The organism is Stakelama flava, assembly GCF_019351405.1.
Lineage (GTDB): Bacteria > Pseudomonadota > Alphaproteobacteria > Sphingomonadales > Sphingomonadaceae > Sphingomonas > Sphingomonas flava_A.
In genome coordinates this window covers 217,246-235,673 of record NZ_JAHWZX010000005.1, presented here as the reverse complement: position 1 = coordinate 235,673, position 18,428 = coordinate 217,246, and the positions used below count along the sequence as shown (strand labels likewise).

The window sequence follows — 18,428 nt, the reverse complement described above, 5'->3', positions numbered from 1 at the left end:
TCCTGCGACGATATCGTCGACCATTGCTGCCACGCCTGGAACAAGCTTGCCGACCAGCCATTGCCCATCATGTCCATCGGACTGCGACAATGGGCACATGGGTTCTGATCAATGCGCTCTGGTATTACTCGCTTCCTTGAGGCTGATATAGCCTCCTCGCCGGCGGGATCTGGCCCAGGGCTTCATGCGGACGTTCGTCGTTGAATATCTGGCGGAAGCGCTCGAGCCGGGCCAGTTACGCCTTCTGGGTCGAGGAAGGCCGCGTCGCTGCTTCGCGCTTCAGGATTCGTAAAATCTAATGGGTGGCACGGGCTATTCATTGGAGCCTTTCACGCGCATGCGGCAGTTTGAGCGGCATGGCTAATGATGTCGCATTAATCGGTTTCGGCGAAGCGGGAGAAGCTTTCGCGCTGGCCGCTGGCTGGAAAGGCCACGCCGCCGCATTCGACATTCGCGCCGACCGACGAGCGGCGATCGAGAAAGTGGGGCTGCTCGCGATGAACGATGCTATTTCCACGCTTGTCGATACGCCGCTGGTGCTTTCGCTGGTGACGGCGCAACAGGCGCTCGAGGCAGCGCGTGACTATGCCCGCTATCTCAAACCGGGCGCGCTCTGGTGCGACATGAATTCCGTTGCGCCCGAAACCAAGCAGGCGGCCGCGGAGGCGGTTCATACTGCCGGTGGGAACTATATCGACGTTGCGGTGCTGGCGCCCGTCAAACCTGCACGAATGGTGGTTCCGCTGCTCGTCGCTGGGCCGAACGCGGTTGAGGCGCGCGGTCGCCTTTCGGCCGCAGGCTTCACCAACATCACTATCGTCGGCGAAGAGATCGGACGCGCCTCGGCGATCAAGATGATCCGCTCGGTCATGGTAAAGGGCATCGAGGCGCTCACCGACGAGATGATGGCCGCGGCCGAAGCAGCGGGGGTTGCCGACGAGGTGCTTGCCTCGCTCGACGCCAGCGAGAAGCGCATCGGCTGGGCCGAACGCGCCGCCTATAACCGCGAGCGAATGGCCACCCATGGCTTGCGCCGCGCGGCAGAAATGGAAGAATCGGCCAGAACGCTCTCCGCTCTGGGCGTCGAACCGATCATGACGAACGGCACGGTGTTCCGCCAGCGCGAAGCGGCGCAGCCGGAGGAAGCCGAAAGGGGAGCCGCATGAGCCTGATCATCGATTGTCACGGTCATTATACCGTTCTGGCTATGCCTTGAACACGACCGTCCGATGGCCGTTCAGGAAGACGCGGTCTTCGAGATGGTGTCGAACTGCTTCTGCGATGACCCGACGTTCGATATCGCGCCCCTTGTGTACGAGATCCTCGGCCGAATCCGCATGGCTGATCGATTCGACATCCTGATGGATGATAGGGCCCTCATCGAGGTCAGCCGTGACGTAATGCGCGGTCGCGCCGATCATCTTGACGCCGCGCTCGAACGCCTGGTGATAGGGTTTGGCACCCTTGAAGCCGGGAAGAAAACTGTGGTGAATGTTGATGCAGCGTCCCGAGAGGAACGATGCAAGATCATCCGAAAGGATCTGCATGTAGCGCGCCAACACCACCAAATCCGCACCGGTATCTTCCACCACCGCCTTGATCTGCGCTTCCTGCTGGGGCTTGGTTTCACGGGTGATCGGAAAATGATGAAAGGGAATGTCGCCGATCAGTGACGTGGTCATGGCGTCTCTCGGATGGTTCGAAATGATTCCGACCGCTTCCATGTTCAGTTCGCCGATCCGGTAGCGGTAGAGGAGATCTCCGAGACAATGATCGAACCGCGAAACCATGAGCACGACCTTTTTGGGAACCGCGTTGTCGCGGAGTTCCCATACCATCCCGAATTCCTCGGCAACTGCGACAAAGCGCTGCTGCAAGTCGCTCAACGAGACCGAACCCGGCGTGAAGACGACTCGCATGAAAAAGCGCCCGTTTCCGGGATCATCATATTGCTGCGCGGCGACGATGTTGCACTCTTGGTCGCACAGAAAGCCGGCCACCCTGGCGACAATGCCATGGCGATCGGCGCATTGCAGTCGCAGCGTATAATTGGCCATCGAATAGTCCTTTGCAGGATCGCCCCAGCCTCCGGAAAATCTGTACGGAGCAATTGGACGACGCCGCCCGGTCCCGCCCGGAGATGAACGGGCGGGACCAACGCGGATCAGATTTGAATCGGTTGGTGCAGCGGTCAGGCTGCTTCGACCTGATAGGGTCGATATCCCTGACGAATCTTCGAGGCGACGGGACTTGGGGCCACCACTGCGCGCACCTGAGTTTGCTTATGGCGTTCGACGACCGGCCGGTTCGATCCGCCATTTGGCTCGCCCCACGTCACTTCAACGGTATCCCCCTCGGCGACACTTGCATCGACAAGCGCGAGGGATATCCAACGGCGAGCGTTTGAGCTGTAGACTACATAGGTGGAAAACCCGACCGGCGACCCATTCGCGGTGACCGCATCGAACGGGAAGGTCGCATAATATGCGGCCGGCGCTTCCATGAACTTGAAACGCTCATCTCCCTCGTTGAACTGGGAACGGAAGATGTCGACGACATCATCATTGTCCCAGACCAGCGTAACCTTGCGAAGGTGCGGCGCCTCCTGCTTTGCCAATAGAGCGTCGCGGCCGATGAAATCATGATTGAAGTCGATGAACTTGTAGCCGGCATCCCAAGGCGTGATGTAAAAGTCCTCGATTTGATCACTGACCATGCTTCCGCCGAGCGAGGCGTTTGCTTCAAAGCCCTTGTCGGGCAACCAGCGGCGATAGTCGGCAAGCTGCGGATCGGAGTAGATCGCCGGCAGCACCGAAGCGAACCAACCCGACTCCGTGCTCGCCGTCGAATATGCTCGCGCTCCGCCCTGCAGGAGACCGAAGTCGCGCCCCGCTTCGAGAATTGCCGCGCGCACCTCTTCGGCTTCCTCGGCGGGACCGAATAGTTCCAGCCCGGGTGCACCGGCCATGCCGTGCTTTAGCGCGCGCACGTTACGGCCATTGATCTTGATCTTACCCATCGAAAAGAACTTGATGTCCTCGATTGGCCCGCCATTGAGCTTTTCGAGGATTGCCCATGCATTGGGGCCCTGCACTTCGAACCGGAAGGAACGACGGCCACGGTTGTTGCCAAGCGTACGCTCGTCGCGTTCGACGACGACGTCATAGTTTCCCTTGACGGCGTTGAACTGAACCCAGTTCGGCACATGCGGCCGACCCACCACGTTAACTCGGAAGTCGTCGAGTCCGAACAGCACGGCATCGCCGATGACCTGTCCCTCATGATTGCAAGTTACGAGTTGCTTGGCCTTGTTACGCCCGAAAGTCTTAAAGTTGTTGATCGCCAAGTCGGACAGCAGGCGGATGGTGTCCGGGCCTTCGACGTACAGGTCCGTCATATGGTGGGACTGATCGAGCAGTACGGCGGTGTTTGCCCACGCTTCGCATTCGTCACGCCAGTTCGAAAATTCTGGTGCGATCGGGAAGACATATTGGCCGATTTGCGAATTTTGCAGCATGTTCAGCGCTCCGCCGGACCGATCAATCTTGTCTTGCAGGGTGCCCATAAAGTTTCTCCAGGATTTGTTCAGGAAGGTTTTGACATCACGAGGCCGCTCGGCGGGCGGCATATGCAGTGATCCAATCGATCGTTTTGGCGATTCCACCGAACGGATAGAAATGTAGGCGCACGGCTCCGTGCTCGGGCCCCAGCCCCTTGCGAAGCGCGTCTAGAAACCTGTCGGGCCCGGCGGGACCGACGAGCCGCCCAAGCGAAATGCCATATTTAGATAGGACTGCGGCGGAGGCGCCCACGCCGCACATCGCGGCAAAGCGGATAAGGGTCTTGATGCCTGCCGGCCCGGGAACACCGATACGAACCGGATAGTCCAACCCGCGCGCTCGGAGTTCCTGTAACCAGGAAAGGATAGCATCCGCTTCGAAGGCAAATTGGGTCACGATAAGGGGAGCCATCGAACGCGCTTCGATCGCAGCACATTTGGTCTCGAGCGCCTGCCAGCATTGAGCAGGCGACATCACCGGATGCCCCTCCGGGTGCCCGCCTACCCCGATGACCTTTACCCCTGCGGCCTCGAAAGCTCCGGTTTCGATCATCGCCATGCTATCGGCAAACGGACCTTCGGGTTCTGCGGGATCGCCGGCCACCACGAAGCATCTTTCAACGCCCGCTTCGCGAACCGCACTATGGAGGAAGCGCGCAAATTCTTCGCGCGATTCGATGCGACGTGCCGAGAAATGGGGCATCGGCTCGAACCCCAATTCCCGAACTGCTTTTGCTGCAGCAACGCGCGCCTCGTGACTCTCATTTGGCAAATACGGCACTGCAATCGGCGCGCCGGACCAGATGCGAGGTGCCGCGGCTATCAAAGCATCGATGTCCTTTGCCGTAACTTCGAGCGAATAGCCCTCGATCAGGGTTTCGTGGGGCGCAAGCCACGCCGGATGAACGATCGGCCGACCACCGTTCGCTCCCGCACTCATTTGGCGTCGCCGGCAACCGAATATGTAATCGCCGCCTTGCGCGTCGCCAGAAACTCGTCGAGCGTTTCGCCCCGAAAACTCGCATAGATTTCCGGATTCGGCACTCCGACAACCGCAGCCATCTTCTCGAGCATGAAGAAGCTGACGCCGCGTTGGACCATGTCCAGCCAACGTCGGTCGCGGATCAGGGCCTTCTCCTCGTCCTCCAGGCCATATTCATCGGCCAGCGCCTCGAAGTCGCTCAGGAAACGCGCGCGGTGTTGCGGCTCGATCAGGCGGTGAAGAAAATCGTTGATGCGGTAGTTTGCGTGGCTTCGGGCAAGGGTGAAGGGATATGTCCCTTCAAGCCGTTCGGCCCCGGCCACTTCTCGTCCGATCCGCTCACGATGCTTGTCGTTCTCTGCCTCAGTGGCCGCCGAAGCCGTGTCTTCAAAGACCAGGGTAGCAATATTGGTGATCGAGGGAGCATAGTTCGCTTTGTGCACCAGCCGGACATGGTCCGACAAAGCGCCCCTCATGATCAGCCACATAATCACTTCAGAGCCTTCCCAGCCGCCGCGCTCAGCCAGTTCGGCGATCGTCATTCCGGCAAGCTGGGCGGGGTCCCTTTCCAGCAGGTTCAGGAATTCATCATCCCATGCTTCGTTGATGAACCCTGCTCGCTCGCCATGGACCTGATGAGAAAGGCCCCCCGTCGCCATCACCGCCACCCGCAAATCTTCGGGATAGGATTCGATAGCGCGGCGCAGGGCCTTGCCCAGCTTCCAGCACCGTTTGGCGCTGGGGATGGGCAGTTGGAGTACGCCCACTTGGAGCGGGATGATCGCGCCGTCCCAATTTCCATCGGGGCCGGACAGCATGCCCAGCGGCGAGAGGCATCCGTGGTCCAGGGGCTTGTTCTGGAAAAATGACATGTCAAATTCATCAGTCATCAGCGAGGCGCCGATATACCGGGCGAACTGGGCATGTCCGCGGGCCGGGGGCACACGCCTGGGGCCACCGCCTTCATCCGCGGGCCGGTATTCGTCGTCGACGCCTAGGCAGAAGGCTGGATACTGATCAAAGAAGAATGAGGTCACATGATCGTTGTAGATCATGAAGATTACGTCGATCCGCTGCTCTCGAACCCATTTTCGGATCGCGTCGAACCCTGCAAAGATTGGAGCCCAGACGGGATCAGACTGCTTGTTGGTATCCTTGGCAAATCCAATGGTCGGTGAATGAGACGCACCGATGCCGCCGACAAGCGTAGCCATATCGCTCTCCTAGCTCTGCTATTATTTTTATTCACCGTAAGGACTTGACGGTTTGGGAACAATTCCTGACTCGTGAACACATTGTCCACTATTGGAAACGACGATGCGCTGGCGGATTGACGACCTCATCATGTTCTGTGCGGTGGTCGACGCGGGCGGAATTTCTGCCGCAGCGGCGAAACTGGAATGTCCGAAATCCAGCGTAAGCAAGGCGCTGGCACGGCTCGAACGCGATGTCGGACTGCTGCTGATCGAACGCACCTCGCGGCGCATGCGCGTTACACCCGAAGGCGAAGCATTTCATGCGCGCGCGGCTGTCATCCTCGAACTCGCAGAGGAAGCAGATGCCCTGGCCCAAGGGCTGCGCACCGAACCGGCAGGTCAGGTCACCTTGTCGCTGCCCGCGGCCTTCTGCCGGGAGATTTTTGCTCCAAGACTGAACGAATTCGCGGAAGCCTATCCGGAAATCGCGCTTGAGCTGGTGGTTCCGTCGCGCGGCGGGCTCGGCAGCGACGAATGCGACATGGCCGTGGTTGGAGGTCCTCAACCTGATTCAACGCTCATGCAAAAGGTCTTGCTCGGCGGGCGCCTTCTATGGGTCGCAAGCCCTGATTTTGCGGCAAAGCATAAGCTGACGGACGCCCCGCCGTCCGATTTCGGCGATCTCAAAATCTATGAAAGTAGATTCGCCGGCACGTCAATTTCACTCAATCTCGATGGCATCGGCCAGCGGCTGGCGCTGCCTTCTCGCGGTTTGCGCGCCAACGATCCGCTTACCGTACGAGAAGCGGTGAAAGCCGGGCTTGGAGTCTCGTTTCTCCCGGAACGCTACTGCGAAACCGCCCTGCGAGAAGGCACGCTTGTAGAAGTATGGGAGCGCGTTCAATTTGCCGAGGAAGCTGCCCGGCTGGCGGTGGTCTTTCCAGGTAGCCGCCTGCTTTCACCACGGTTTCGCGCGGTAATCAATTTCCTTGACGAAATCTGTCATCGCCCCGACGCCAAGGCCTCGGCCGGTCAACAATTGACCGACCAGTCGAAATCCAGGGGCGCTTCGCGAAACGCAAATCGATCGAGATGACGTTCGATGACACCTCGCATTACCTCGTCCTTTTCCTGGTCGTCGGTCAGCAAGGTGATATCGATACCGTCATTGCGTGCGGCCATCGTCGCTCGTGGTCCGTCGGGAAAGGGAAAGGTGGCGACACTATCCTCCCAGCTTGCCGGCATCCGGTGTCTCCAATGGCTAACCAACTGCTTGAGATAACGTGACGGTTTCTCGCAGACGACCGAGGCTTTTGATGTGACAGCCATCAATTTTTCTCCCGTCCCTGATTGAATGCGTCGTCGAACCGCACCGCAGGTAACTCCCACAGCAGCGAACGGACAAAACCGACGGCTTCGGCGGCGCCGTGAAGACGGTCCATGCCCGCATCTTCCCATTCGATCGAAATCGGGCCCGCATATCCGCTCGAACGCAGCGCTCGAAACGCGTCTTCCCAGGGAACATCGCCATGCCCAGTCGATACGAAATCCCAGCCGCGGCGTGGATCCCCCCAAGGCAGGTGCGAGCCCATGACGCCCGCACGCCCGTTGTTCGGTCTCAGCCGCGTGTCCTTGCAATCAACATGATAGATGCGGTCGGCAAAATCGACGATGAAGCCGACCGGATCGATATTCTGCCACATCATGTGTGATGGGTCCCAATTGAACCCAAAGGCCTTGCGATGCTCCAGTGCCTCCAGCGTTCGCTTGCTCGACCAATAGTCGTAGGCGATCTCGCCTGGATGCACCTCATGGGCAAAACGCACGCCCTCGTCATCAAAAACGTCGAGTATCGGATTCCACCGATCCGCAAAATCCACGAAGCCGTGCTCGATCACTTCGTCGGGAACGGGCGGAAACATCGCGACATAGGGCCAAATCTTCGAGCCGGTGAAGCCGACTACCGTGTCGACACCGAGTTTGCGAGCGACCTTCGCGGTGAGTTTCATTTCCTCGGCCGCGCGTCGGCGCACGCCCTCTCCGTTGCCATCGCCCCAGACCCTGGGTCTCACGATCGCTTGGTGGCGAAAGTCGATCGGGTCGTCACAGACCGCCTGGCCCGTTAGATGGTTGGAGATCGCAAATAGCTGGAGCCCGTGCGCATCGAGTATCGATCGCCGCTCAGCAAGATAGTTATCATCTTCCGCCGCGCGCCAGACATCGAGATGTTCACCCGAACAAGCGATCTCAAGGCCATCATAGCCCCACCCAGCAGCAAGGCGGGCGACTTCTTCCAGTTTCAGATCGGCCCACTGCCCTGTGAAAAGGGTTACGGGAGGCGATGAAGTGGTCATGACGGACCCTCCTGTTACGTTTCAGATTGCATCCGCAGGTACGTCGACCCACCGGCCATCTCGGGCCGAGGCGATGACTGCGTCGATAATGCGCGCGGATCGGAGACCATCGCTGAATGTCGGCAGGCCGTCGGGCTTCCCGCCTCGAACCGCGTCATAGGTGTCGGCGACGAAATTCTCGAAACACTGTGCATAACCTTGCGCGTGTCCTGGCGGCAGCGTCGACAAACGGCGCGCATCGGCAGCCCCCCTACCGGGGTCACGCTGAAGCATTTCGACGGAAGCCTCGCTCCCAAGCCATATTGTTTCCGGGTTTTCCTGATCGAAAACGACGGATTGCCTTGCCCCGTCGAATTCGAACCAAAGCCGGTTCTTTCGCCCTGCGGAAACTTGCGAAATCACGGCAGATCCAAGGACACCCGACCGTGTGCGGAACATGATTGTCGCGGCGTCTTCGGTATCCACCGCCACCTTGGGGCCCGAACCTTCTCCACCGAAGGTCATCGACGTGGAAGCCGGTCGCTCCGGCACGGTAGTAGTCATTGCGGCCATCAGACTGGCAATTCGCTCCCCGCTGACAAACTCCATGAGATCGCACCAGTGGGAGCCGATGTCCGCAAAGGCGCGCGAGGGTCCGCCGACGGCGGAATCGACCCGCCAGCTTGTCGCATCGGGCGACAAAAGCCAGTCCTGCAGGTAGGATCCGTGCAGAAGCTGCCAGTTGCCGAAATCACCTGAAATGACGCGTGCGCGGATTTCCCGGACAAGCGGGTGAAAGCGGTATACGAACGGAACCGTTGCGATTTTTTCATGGGCCGCGGCAAGGTCGAAAAGCCTTTCCGCTTCGTCGCTGCCGACAGCGAGCGGCTTCTCGCAAATCACATGAGCGCCTGCCGCCACTGCCGCTTCGACGTGCCGCGCATGCAGCGCGTTCGGACTACAAATATGCACGACATCGGGACAATGCGCAGCAAGTTCATCGAGTGACCCGATGGCCGCAATATTCCATTGCAGCGCAACCTCTTCACTGCGCGCCGGCGAGGATGCCATCACCCCTATCACCTCGCCTCCGGCGAGCAATGCAGCGCGCCGGTGAATCTGCCCGATCATACCGGCACCCAGAATGGCAATGCGAAGCGGCTTCTTCATACGCAATTCTCAATCATCAAGTTCGACCAATGCTATGAAGGCCGGGTCCGGGACGCTCGTCTGCGTCAACCAGGTCAGGGCCCCGGTATCCGGATTGACCGAATAGGAGCGCACAAGATCGGCCGGGCGGTCCGCTACCAGCAGAAACGAACCATCGCTCGCGAAGGTGAAGCTTCTTGCTGCGAGGCCTGGATGGACCGACGGTGAGAGCGTCACTGCCCCCTGTCGCGTCAAATGGCCGTCCGGCTCTATTCGGAACCAGGCGAGACTGTCCTCCCCCCGGTTGTTCACATAGACAAGGCCACCGCCGGGATGGACACGGACCTCAGCAGGCTCGTTCGTGCCCCGATAGCCGGCGGTGACGGTCGAAACGCGCTCGACCAGTTCGAGTTCACCCGTGGCAGGATCGAAGCGGAGACTGGCTAGCTCCGACGCGAATTCCAGGGTCGCAAAGGCCATTCGGCCCGTCTTGTCGAATGCAAGGTGGCGCGCGCCCGTTTCCGGGGGAAATTTGAACTCGGAAACGATGTTTAAGCCGGGCGAGAGGTCGAGGACCAGAATGCGGTCCGTTCCTTTGTCGCACACCAGCACGTAATTTCCCGACGGATCGATAACGGCGCAGTGCGCGTGCGGATTGGACTGGGCATGCCCGCCATTTTGCGGTGATGAGTTGGGATCGGTTCCGCGTCCCGAAAGGACCTGCAGGCCGGTGATGCCGCTGATACGTCCATCGTCCTCGAGAGCAAAGAGGATCGCAGTGGAATCATCGTAAACATATTCGACCGACCAACTCCCGTCCTCCGCCTGGACCACCTTCTCAACATGCTGGAAGTCGCCGTGATTGGCGCTGACCAGAAAGCGCTTTTCCGGGTGGTGGTCGAGAAAGGTGGGCCGGGGTCCGGGAGCGATCCGCGCGTTCAGCCAACTCAGTTTTCCGGTCTCGCGGTCGATCGCGAGTGCATGAACTGCTGCGGGTTTGTCCACTGGCCCGCGTCCGTCTGTCTTTCGCTCGTCGACCGCATAAAGGGTATTTGTCTCCGGAGCATGAAGCAGATAGCCGGCATCCTTCGGCTCGGCTGCATGGCCAAGTGCCGTGAGCGCTGCGCCTCCGGAGGCGACATGAAACGAAAAAATGCCGCCCCCGCGCGCATCAGGCGAAACACCGTACGTGCCGACATAGGCCACTAAGCGAGGCACTATTGCGCTCCGGCGTCGGCAGTTACTCCAATCAGGCGTCGCAGCATCGCTTGATGGCGGCGCACCTGCTCTACTTCATCCATCATCTCCGCTCGGGTCCGGTCCTGCGAATATCGCTGTCCCTCATATTCGGTATTCACATACCCTTCGAAGCCCCCTTCCCTGAGGGCGGCGATTGCGCCGGCGGTATCGATGGCAAGATCATGGAACTCGCCGGGGGAATTTGGGACGGGAGACATGTTGTTGAATTTCCCGTGGCAACTGATCACGTGCTTCGCGAGTTCGCGCATCGTTTCGAGCGAGGTGTTCGATTGCATGATCGCTTCGGCGACGACGACATAATCGATTTCGGTCGGCTCGATCACTCGCGATTCTGCGAATGCCTTGAGGGCGGCAAAGGGCTTGGCGAGTCCGGCTTCGCACCCGCCTCGGCTAACGAAATTTTTCCACGCGACACGCAGATTGCCGGCCGTCTGGTTCGACACGTCGTCAAGCGCAAAGGGGGCAGTGCCCGCTTGCAGCATAGCCGAAAGCTCGACGGACGCAGCGCTTGCCTCCCGGCTGGCACCGCGTCGTTCATACTGGGCGAGCAGCACTTCGCTTGGTCGAAATCCAAAGATACCAAAATCAGGAACGATGCCGAGATGATGCGTGCCGCTGCGCTCGACATATTCGACGATCTCGCCGACCTGGCGCCCCTCCAGGCGCATCGGCTGATGGACTTCCTTGCCCAGCCGCAAATCCAGCTCTTCCGCAAGCGGAAGCGCCGCGATCAAGACCTCGATGGGGCAAGTTGAAAGCACCCGCACATTGGAAAATCCCAACCGCTTGGCCAGCCGCAGGTCACGCTCCAGACGCTCGGTGACCTCGTCGTAGCTCATCACATGGTCCCGAAACTGGAGCACGTCGAAGGAGACGTCCATCGTCACGGGAACGGTTCCATAACGTTCCATCCACATGAACCAGCGCGATACGAAATCCTCGCCCGGATCCGGGTAGCGCAAGCTCATCTCGTCGACGATCTCGATGCCATCCGCATAGGGCAGATGCTCGCCGACCTCGCGGATCTGATCCTCTAGCGTGAGTTCGCGAAAGAACTGGGACTGCTGATAGCTGTAAAGCGAAACGCCGAGTTTCATGTCGACCACCTAATTTTTGGAAGAGCTGTTTCGCTTTCGTCCGTCATCGAAAGCGCGTTCACAATTGTACCCCGGGGAGAAGCTCGATTTTGTATTTGGCGACTGCGGCTATCTCGCGCGCCCGCGCTCTTTGGAATGCCGGTCTTGCGGTCACGTCGCTGGCATGGCGTTCGAGCAGGGGCCAATCAGTCAAATCGAGCCCACCGCTTTGCGCGGTGCTGTAATTCCAGAAAAGATAGGTGTCGACGATGGACCAGGCAGAGCCGTACCAAAACCGTCCAAGCTCAAGTCTCGCTGAAATCGCTTCGAGAACGGGGGCGTATGCAACGACACCGCTGCGCCGAACGCTGTCCTCGTCGTCATTGTCCACATAGCGATACGGCGCGCGCAGCATACGCGTTAAAGGGTGCAACGAAGCGGCACACCAAATGAGATCCTGCAGCCCAGCGTTGCAGCCAAACTCGTCTGCCTCAGCCGGAAGCAGACCCGCCTCTGGAAATTTTCGATGCAGGTGAAACAGGATGGCTGCGTTTTCCATGAGCAGGCGCTCTCCGATCCGCAATGCAGGCACCTTTCCCGTTGGATTGAACCTTCGCTGGTCGCTGCTGTCGAACTTGCGAAATTCACTGAGGGGCAGCGTTTCGAATTCGAGGCCGATCTCTTCGAGTGCCGTTATTGTCACGCGTGAACAAGCGCCGGGAGCATGGATGAGAAGTATATCAGACAATGTCAGAGCCTCCTTGCCAAGGACGTAATGGAAACACTGGCGGCGACGCCGAACACCTCAGACGTCCTGCTTTTCATCAAGGGTCAGGACGTAACTGACGACATTTGGCGTTTTGTCAGAACCCGCCCCGGTGCCCAGCTCGGGCGGTGTCTCGACCCATACCTTATCGGTGGGAAGATAGCCGTAAGCCGCGATGACACATTGTTGAAAGCGCACGGTATGCTCGCCCGGCGCCAGACCTCCAGGGCAAGCGACGTGCAGAATCGCTTCGTCATCGAAATCCCAGTGTTCCCACACTGCACTCTTTATTTCCTCGAATGTGCGCGGGGGTTTGCCGTTGATCTCGAAACTCTGCGCTTCGCGGGGATAGGTCACCCCATCAACCTCGAGGAAGTAGCCCGTATGAAGCGACAGAAAAACGCCTCGGTAGTTTGCGATGCGCACTGCCATTTTGAAGCCGACGACGGTACCGTCCACAACCTCGTTACGGAGGCTGTCGGCCCGAATGAGGTAATTGTCGAACATGTGTTATCCTTGAGTTTGCGTTTGTTCCACTGGCTCCTGCTCGGGCATGTTGCGCGGAAAAAGAAATATCCAGACAAGCGTGGTGAGGATCGCCAGTCCGACTGGGAACGACCAAAGGGGGGCCCATGCAGAAGGGCCACCTATTGCTTCGGCCGGCGCTACTTTCGCTGCGTAAAGGGCTCCCGAGGCAACCGAACCGATTGCCCCACCGAAGCCGGAAATCATAAGAATGAGCCAGCTCTGTGCTTGAGACGCCAAATGCGCAGGTGCCAGGCGCGCTATGTACATCGCACCTACAACGATGAAATAGTCAGCGCAGATGCCATGTAGCGCCACGCCGGCTATGGCCGCGCCGAGGACGCCCTTCCCCGCGAGAATGAAGAGGAGGAAGCGCACGCTCCAGGTTGCCATTCCGAGTGCCAACGCCCATTTCATGCCGATCCGGCTCAGCGCGAATGGGATAGTAATGATGAAGATGACCTCGGAAATTTGTCCGATCGCCAAAAGGCCTGCGACGTTCTCGATGCCGAGCGCTGCCAAGTACGGCGAGGCATAGGCATTGTAGAACCCCAGTGAAATTGCGGTCATCAGAATGCAGATCATCAGCACCGCGAAACGCCTGTCACGAAACAGCACGAGCGCGTCGATGCCAATTGCGTCGCCAAGAGCGAGCTTCGCACCCGCCGACGGCGGCGGAGTGTACGGAATGGTCAATGCGTAGACGGCAAGGAGTACGCCTGCTCCTGCGGCAAAATAAAATACTCCCGCGGAAGCTGAAAAACCGAGGGTGCCCACCCCAAGACCAGCGGTTACCCACCCAATTGTCCCGAACACCCGCACATACGGGAACAGGCGAGCATTCTCTCCAAGAAGCGTCAGCGCAATCGAATTAGCGAGCCCTAGCGTCGGCTGAAACAAGGCCATGTAAACGAACAAGAGAGCAAGCGTGAGATAGAGGTTTCCCGCTGCAAGCACCGTAGGCACGGAGGCGATCACCACCGCGCCCGCGACATGGAGGATCGCGAGCAAGTTTCTCGGAGCGATGAACCGATCGCCCACTGCGCCCATAAACAGCGGCGAAACGATCGCAGCCACTGCGCTAAGCAAATAGGCGTTTCCAATAATTGACGCAGCGCCATGCGAGGCGAGAACCAAGCCCAGGGTGGGCAGCCACGCCCCGAACACCATCAGTTCGAGCAGCATCATTGCACTGAGGCGGACCGGCAACGCCCAACCCGTAGCAGGTCGTTTTAGAGCTACGTTACCTATAACTGCGGGACCTTGCATCTAGGACCACTCCGTTTGCGCAGGCGCCCGGCCTTCTATAACTGGCAGGCGCACTTGGCTTTCCGACCCGATCGAAATCATTGGGTTTCTAAGCGTTTTCATACGCGGCCAAGCTGTTCTGCGGCGTGGGCAGCAGCACGAGAACTCAGCGCCATTACCGTCAGCGTGGTGCCCGCACACCCGCCGCTCGCAAAGGCGCTTGCGTCTGTCACATAGACATTGGACGCTCCCCAAACGCGGTTATGGGGATCAAGCACCGAATTTGCTGGATTCGTCCCCATGCGTGCGCCTCCCGACTCGTGAATGCACGCGCCAAGAGCCATTGAACGGCGATAGTTCAGCCGGAAGAGCATGCGGCTAAACCAGTTTGCGTCAGGAAACGCGCCGCGCCCATGTTCTTCGAGTCCAAGATAGGTTGCTACCCATTCGGTCTCGAGACCGGCGTTAGCGCACATCTCGTAGATCGACTCCGCTTGTGCGCGCGCCATCGCATTCTCGTTCTCGCGCATCCGAATTTCGATGTGCGGAATTGGAACGCCCCAGCGGTCTTTACGCGAGTGATGCAAGGAGACACGATTGTCGGCGTTTGGAAGGACTTCGCCAAACCCCATGATGGCAAACTTGGCTGGCGCATCAGGCGGCGAGTAAAGACGCCCAATCGTCCCTTGATACCCATAGCCGCGTAAAAAGCGGTTGTCGGTTACGCTATCAAGATTAGCGAAGCGCGGGATGAACACGCCTCCGGAAACGCCATAGAACGGATCTGGCGGAACGCTATCTTCGATTTCATTACCGGTGCGGCCCGGAACGGTGCCCGCGATCATTGAGATGGTCTGGTCGAGAAAATAGCGGCCGAGGTTGCCTGAGGCATTGCCGAGACCTGCAGGATGTCGTCCTCCCGCAGAGTTGAGCATTAGGCGAACTGACTCGATCGGCGAAGCGCACAGCATCACCAATCCGGCATGAGCGATGTGTATCTCCTTCGACCTGCGGTCGGCGAATTCCACACCGGTCGCGAGCCCTGACTCTGGGTCGGTCAAAACGCGTCGGACGACCGCGTCCGCGCGTATCGTTAAACGGCCGGTTTCTTGCGCATCGAGAATGGGTTGTGGCACTCGGCGGATGTTGGGCGGCATATATCGCCACGAAATCGCTTTGCGCGACGGCCAGCGCTGCTCGGTCTCGGTCTTGAAGTCGCGCTCTGCGGCGGAGAGCTTGGATGGGCCGGCGAAACGACTGTCTGGCAGATTGGGAATCCCCTCGGGACATCCTCGGATTTGGAGGAGTTTCTCAACTCTTTCGTACCAGGGCTCGAGATCGGAATAACCGATTGGCCAGTCTTGGCCATGTCCATCACGGCTCGCGGCTTTGAAGTCATAATCCGACCAGCGTAATAGAACACGACCAAAGGTGTGCAGCCTGCCCCCAAGCTGTTTTCCTCTTATCCAAAGGAATGGGGCATCCTTGGGCGTGCTGTATGGATGCTCGCGATCATCGACGAACAGATGCCGCTGCTGAGCGCCGTAGAGAGCCACTTTGGACTGAATAGGCTGGCCAGTGAGCGCAGCGCGCAATCGGTCGCTAAGCTGGATGCCTTTTTCTTTCGGACCGGACTTATTTTCAGGAAAGTCGGCGTCACTGATCGGACGTCCCGCCTCAAGCAGGAGAACGTCGAGTCCGCGCTCGGTCAACTCCTTTACCGCGAAACTTCCGGAAGCCCCGGAGCCTACCACAATGGCATCGTAGCTGTTTTTCATGTCACTCACGTACGCCTGCCGGCGTTGAAAACCCACGCATCGCGCGCAGAAGGGCCTGTCCCGCGCCCGCTGTCGCCGATGAGGCGACAGCTTCCGCGGCCGGAGCAGGCATTTCGGTTCAGAGAAATCAAAAGTTGTAGCCTACCCGAACTCCGAACTGGAACGGGTCGGTCAGGGTGAAGCCCCCGATTTCCACGATTCCGAGGCGGCGCGTGTTTTCCAGGTTTTCGGCGTAGCCTTGTATGTACCAGTCGTCCCCGGGGGCGTAATAGCCTAGTGAGAGATCGGTACGGGTGTAACTGTCTTGACGATAGCGCACGATCGAACCGCCTGAAGGAATATAGTCCGTCACCAGATACGAACTGGAATATTTGAGCGACGCCTGCCCCGTGATGCGACCGCCGTTGGAGAGCGGAAAATCCTGTTTAAGCGCTATCCGTCCATTGAACTTCGGCGAAAAGTCCAGCGCCTGTCCTTTGAAATTGGTGTCGTCACCGACCAAGGTGCCTGGGACAAAATTACCGTACTCGGTATGCAGGATCGATGCGCTGTAATCCACGTGAGTCGTCGAGGCGATACGCAGAGAGCCCTCAAGTTCGGCACCTGTAATTGCGGCCGGGGCGTTAAAGGTTGTCGCGCCACCGCTGGGCGAAACCGCACTAACTTGATGATTCTTGTAATCGTAGTGGAAGATGTTGAACGCGAAATAGAGAGCTTGATCGAAAACTCTCCCTTTCACGCCCGCCTCATAGTCAGTGATGAGTTCGGGCTGGTATACGAAGGGCGCGCCGGCGCTCGTGGAATCGGCGGTGCCATCATTGAAGCCGCCGGCCTTGTATCCGGTCTCAACCTTGGCATAGGCCACGACATCATCGGTCAAGTCACCCTCAATCTGGGCCTTCCACGTCAGTTTGTTGGCCGGGGCGTCACCACCGGGATAATATGCGATGTTGTTCACCGGCTGGCCCTCGAAGATCGACATGTTATCGACTGCGGGCAGTTCATTATACGGCAAACCGCCGCCGAGAGCCGAGGGCACGAACACCGTCTTGCCGATGCGCGACTTTTTGTCCCGAGTAAGCCGCAAGCCACCGGTGAAGCGCAGGCCGGGCAGGACTGAGTAGGTAGCATTCGCAAAGCCGGCATATGTGTCAGCCTTGCTCACCATGTTGTAGCCGATGGTGGCCGTGAAGCCGCAGCAAAAGTTCAGGTAATCGGTATAGGGTTCATACTCGTGGAAATAGTAAAGCCCAGCGACCCATTGCAGCGGACCCGACCCCGTCGAAGCAAGGCGCAGTTCCTGCGTGACCTGGCTATGCTTGTGCAAGCTGTAGGCTCGGTCGCCCTGGCCTGTAGAAGTGATGTCGTTGCGTGAGCTCAGGACGTCGAGGTCCGATTTCCGATACGACCCGATATAGGTGAGCGTGGCAAAGCCCAGATCGGAATTAAGTTCCGCTGAGATGCCGCCCGCCTCCAACTTGTAGTAATTGTCCAAGCCGGGGAGCGCATAGCGGAGCGAATGGTCGTCATTCTGTGCCAGAGCTCGATCTGAGGCGATGAACGCCGGCCCCGCCTCGTCGATCTTGCTATAATCGGCGATAACCAGCAGATCGGTTCCTGGCGCGATGTCCCAGCGCAGGCTGCCGCGAAAGCCAAAATTATTCTGATCGTCGACCGCCCGCGTTCCATCACGGGTTTTCGTGTAGCCATCATGGTTGTTGTACGTGCCGGCAATGCGCAGCGCCAGATTGTCGGTCAGAGGTGCGTTTACGGCACCGTTTAGGCGCACTGTATTGTAATTTCCGTATTCTGCGGAGAGCTTTCCCCCGAACGTTTTCGAAGGCGGCGTGGTAATCACGTTGATCACACCAGCCGTGGCATTGCGACCGTAAAGCGTTCCCTGCGGCCCCCGCAACACTTCCACTCGGTCAACATCAAACATCGCCAGCTGCTGTTCGGCCGGACGAGCGATATATACGCCATTGAGATTGAATGCGGTCGCAGGATCACCTTTGGGAAGAAAATCCGAGCTTGAGACACCACGTATCGCAAAGCCCGCGACCGAATTCTCGACGTTCGGCAATACGTTAGTGAGATCGCTCGCCTGGGTCACACCTTGCGACAGGAGTTGCGCGCCGGAGACAGCCGAAATCGCAACTGGAGTACGCTCAAGCGTGGTATCACGCCGCAAAGCAGTGACAACGATCTCGTCGCTCGAAACATCGGCGGCCTCCGGGGGGGAGGACTGGTCCTTGGTGGCAGCGTCAGTGGCAGCAGGCGCTTTGGCGTCCTGCGCGAACGCTGGGGTGGTCTGGATCAGCGCAATGGTAATTACCACGGCCGATGCCGCTGTGCGAGCAACCTTCATACATCCTCCCGAAGTACGTTCTGTGACTTTGGACCCTGCAACGTGCCGTTATGCGGCTTCGCGCGGTCATCCGCTTGGATAAATGTTTATTGTTTCGATTCACAAGAACATTATTGTTCGTTTTATGTACTATCGGTGCGCTTGAGGCATTTTTCCTGCAAAAAGGTGTCAGAATAGATTGTTGGATG

Annotated in this window: 16 protein-coding genes and 1 pseudogene; 2 read left to right on the top strand and 15 right to left on the bottom strand. The window is 58.8% G+C overall.

Annotated elements, in window-relative coordinates:
• Positions 1–157: 157 nt before the first annotated feature.
• Positions 158–283, bottom strand: a pseudogene (locus tag KY084_RS16355) (integrase core domain-containing protein); the annotation flags it as partial.
• A gap of 73 nt (positions 284–356) precedes the next feature.
• Here KY084_RS16355 and KY084_RS07890 point away from each other — a divergent pair.
• Entirely contained in the window at positions 357–1,166 is an 810-nt protein-coding gene (locus KY084_RS07890; protein WP_219237896.1) for an NAD(P)-dependent oxidoreductase, read from the top strand.
• A gap of 39 nt (positions 1,167–1,205) precedes the next feature.
• Here KY084_RS07890 and purU read toward each other — a convergent pair whose 3' ends face one another.
• The 4 genes from purU to KY084_RS07870 form a co-directional block, all read right to left on the bottom strand.
• The gene (purU, locus tag KY084_RS07885) at positions 1,206–2,057 is read right to left on the bottom strand and encodes a formyltetrahydrofolate deformylase (protein ID WP_219237895.1); all 852 of its coding nucleotides are present in this window, start codon (positions 2,055–2,057) and stop codon (positions 1,206–1,208) included.
• 134 nt (positions 2,058–2,191) lie between these two features.
• Positions 2,192–3,628 (bottom strand): aminomethyl transferase family protein, encoded by a 1,437-nt coding sequence (locus KY084_RS07880; protein ID WP_246586979.1) that lies wholly within the window; start codon positions 3,626–3,628, stop codon positions 2,192–2,194.
• On the bottom strand, positions 3,603–4,499 hold the full coding sequence (locus KY084_RS07875) for a methylenetetrahydrofolate reductase (RefSeq protein WP_219237894.1): 897 nt from the start codon (positions 4,497–4,499) through the stop codon (positions 3,603–3,605). Before KY084_RS07875 ends, KY084_RS07880 begins: the two co-directional genes overlap by 26 nt.
• A complete protein-coding gene (locus tag KY084_RS07870; RefSeq protein ID WP_219237893.1) occupies positions 4,496–5,755 on the bottom strand; it encodes a gallate dioxygenase in 1,260 nt (419 codons plus the stop codon). Before KY084_RS07870 ends, KY084_RS07875 begins: the two co-directional genes overlap by 4 nt.
• A gap of 103 nt (positions 5,756–5,858) precedes the next feature.
• Between KY084_RS07870 and KY084_RS07865 the strand changes: the two genes are divergently transcribed.
• The gene (locus KY084_RS07865) at positions 5,859–6,833 is read left to right on the top strand and encodes a LysR family transcriptional regulator (RefSeq protein ID WP_219237892.1); all 975 of its coding nucleotides are present in this window, start codon (positions 5,859–5,861) and stop codon (positions 6,831–6,833) included.
• Here KY084_RS07865 and KY084_RS07860 read toward each other — a convergent pair.
• From KY084_RS07860 to KY084_RS07815, 10 genes are all read right to left on the bottom strand, one after another.
• The gene (locus KY084_RS07860) at positions 6,770–7,066 is read right to left on the bottom strand and encodes a DUF2218 domain-containing protein (RefSeq protein WP_219237891.1); all 297 of its coding nucleotides are present in this window, start codon (positions 7,064–7,066) and stop codon (positions 6,770–6,772) included. The two genes, KY084_RS07865 and KY084_RS07860, sit on opposite strands and share 64 nt — an antisense overlap.
• On the bottom strand, positions 7,066–8,091 hold the full coding sequence (locus KY084_RS07855; RefSeq protein WP_219237890.1) for a sugar phosphate isomerase/epimerase family protein: 1,026 nt from the start codon (positions 8,089–8,091) through the stop codon (positions 7,066–7,068). Before KY084_RS07855 ends, KY084_RS07860 begins: the two co-directional genes overlap by 1 nt.
• Before the next feature lie 21 nt (positions 8,092–8,112).
• A complete protein-coding gene (locus KY084_RS07850) occupies positions 8,113–9,240 on the bottom strand; it encodes a Gfo/Idh/MocA family protein (RefSeq protein ID WP_219237889.1) in 1,128 nt (375 codons plus the stop codon).
• A gap of 9 nt (positions 9,241–9,249) precedes the next feature.
• The gene (locus tag KY084_RS07845; protein ID WP_343227978.1) at positions 9,250–10,425 is read right to left on the bottom strand and encodes a lactonase family protein; all 1,176 of its coding nucleotides are present in this window, start codon (positions 10,423–10,425) and stop codon (positions 9,250–9,252) included.
• An 11-nt stretch (positions 10,426–10,436) separates the two neighbouring features.
• Positions 10,437–11,576, bottom strand: a complete 1,140-nt coding sequence (locus KY084_RS07840; RefSeq protein ID WP_219237888.1) for a sugar phosphate isomerase/epimerase family protein — start codon at positions 11,574–11,576, stop codon at positions 10,437–10,439.
• A gap of 58 nt (positions 11,577–11,634) precedes the next feature.
• On the bottom strand, positions 11,635–12,303 hold the full coding sequence (locus KY084_RS07835) for a glutathione S-transferase family protein (protein WP_219237887.1): 669 nt from the start codon (positions 12,301–12,303) through the stop codon (positions 11,635–11,637).
• Between the two features lie 57 nt (positions 12,304–12,360).
• Entirely contained in the window at positions 12,361–12,828 is a 468-nt protein-coding gene (locus KY084_RS07830; RefSeq protein WP_219237886.1) for a C-glycoside deglycosidase beta subunit domain-containing protein, read from the bottom strand.
• Positions 12,829–12,831: 3 nt separating this feature from the next.
• The gene (locus tag KY084_RS07825) at positions 12,832–14,115 is read right to left on the bottom strand and encodes an MFS transporter (protein ID WP_219237885.1); all 1,284 of its coding nucleotides are present in this window, start codon (positions 14,113–14,115) and stop codon (positions 12,832–12,834) included.
• A 98-nt stretch (positions 14,116–14,213) separates the two neighbouring features.
• Entirely contained in the window at positions 14,214–15,872 is a 1,659-nt protein-coding gene (locus KY084_RS07820; protein ID WP_219237884.1) for a GMC oxidoreductase, read from the bottom strand.
• Positions 15,873–15,999: 127 nt separating this feature from the next.
• Positions 16,000–18,240, bottom strand: coding sequence for a TonB-dependent receptor (locus KY084_RS07815; RefSeq protein ID WP_219237883.1), 2,241 nt, complete (start codon positions 18,238–18,240; stop codon positions 16,000–16,002).
• Positions 18,241–18,428 lie beyond the last annotated feature (188 nt).

What these genes read in the sequence shown, in the direction of transcription:
- KY084_RS07875 (WP_219237894.1), bottom strand. Translation starts at nt 4,499, where the DNA reads ATGAGTGCGGGAGCGAACGGTGGTCGGCCGATCGTTCATCCGGCGTGG.
- KY084_RS07850 (WP_219237889.1), bottom strand. Translation starts at nt 9,240, where the DNA reads ATGAAGAAGCCGCTTCGCATTGCCATTCTGGGTGCCGGTATGATCGGG.
- KY084_RS07865 (WP_219237892.1), top strand. Translation starts at nt 5,859, where the DNA reads ATGCGCTGGCGGATTGACGACCTCATCATGTTCTGTGCGGTGGTCGAC.
- KY084_RS07815 (WP_219237883.1), bottom strand. Translation starts at nt 18,240, where the DNA reads ATGAAGGTTGCTCGCACAGCGGCATCGGCCGTGGTAATTACCATTGCG.
- KY084_RS07825 (WP_219237885.1), bottom strand. Translation starts at nt 14,115, where the DNA reads ATGCAAGGTCCCGCAGTTATAGGTAACGTAGCTCTAAAACGACCTGCT.
- KY084_RS07880 (WP_246586979.1), bottom strand. Translation starts at nt 3,628, where the DNA reads ATGCCGCCCGCCGAGCGGCCTCGTGATGTCAAAACCTTCCTGAACAAA.
- purU (WP_219237895.1), bottom strand. Translation starts at nt 2,057, where the DNA reads ATGGCCAATTATACGCTGCGACTGCAATGCGCCGATCGCCATGGCATT.
- KY084_RS07855 (WP_219237890.1), bottom strand. Translation starts at nt 8,091, where the DNA reads ATGACCACTTCATCGCCTCCCGTAACCCTTTTCACAGGGCAGTGGGCC.
- KY084_RS07870 (WP_219237893.1), bottom strand. Translation starts at nt 5,755, where the DNA reads ATGGCTACGCTTGTCGGCGGCATCGGTGCGTCTCATTCACCGACCATT.
- KY084_RS07820 (WP_219237884.1), bottom strand. Translation starts at nt 15,872, where the DNA reads ATGAAAAACAGCTACGATGCCATTGTGGTAGGCTCCGGGGCTTCCGGA.
- KY084_RS07860 (WP_219237891.1), bottom strand. Translation starts at nt 7,066, where the DNA reads ATGGCTGTCACATCAAAAGCCTCGGTCGTCTGCGAGAAACCGTCACGT.
- KY084_RS07830 (WP_219237886.1), bottom strand. Translation starts at nt 12,828, where the DNA reads ATGTTCGACAATTACCTCATTCGGGCCGACAGCCTCCGTAACGAGGTT.
- KY084_RS07890 (WP_219237896.1), top strand. Translation starts at nt 357, where the DNA reads ATGGCTAATGATGTCGCATTAATCGGTTTCGGCGAAGCGGGAGAAGCT.
- KY084_RS07840 (WP_219237888.1), bottom strand. Translation starts at nt 11,576, where the DNA reads ATGAAACTCGGCGTTTCGCTTTACAGCTATCAGCAGTCCCAGTTCTTT.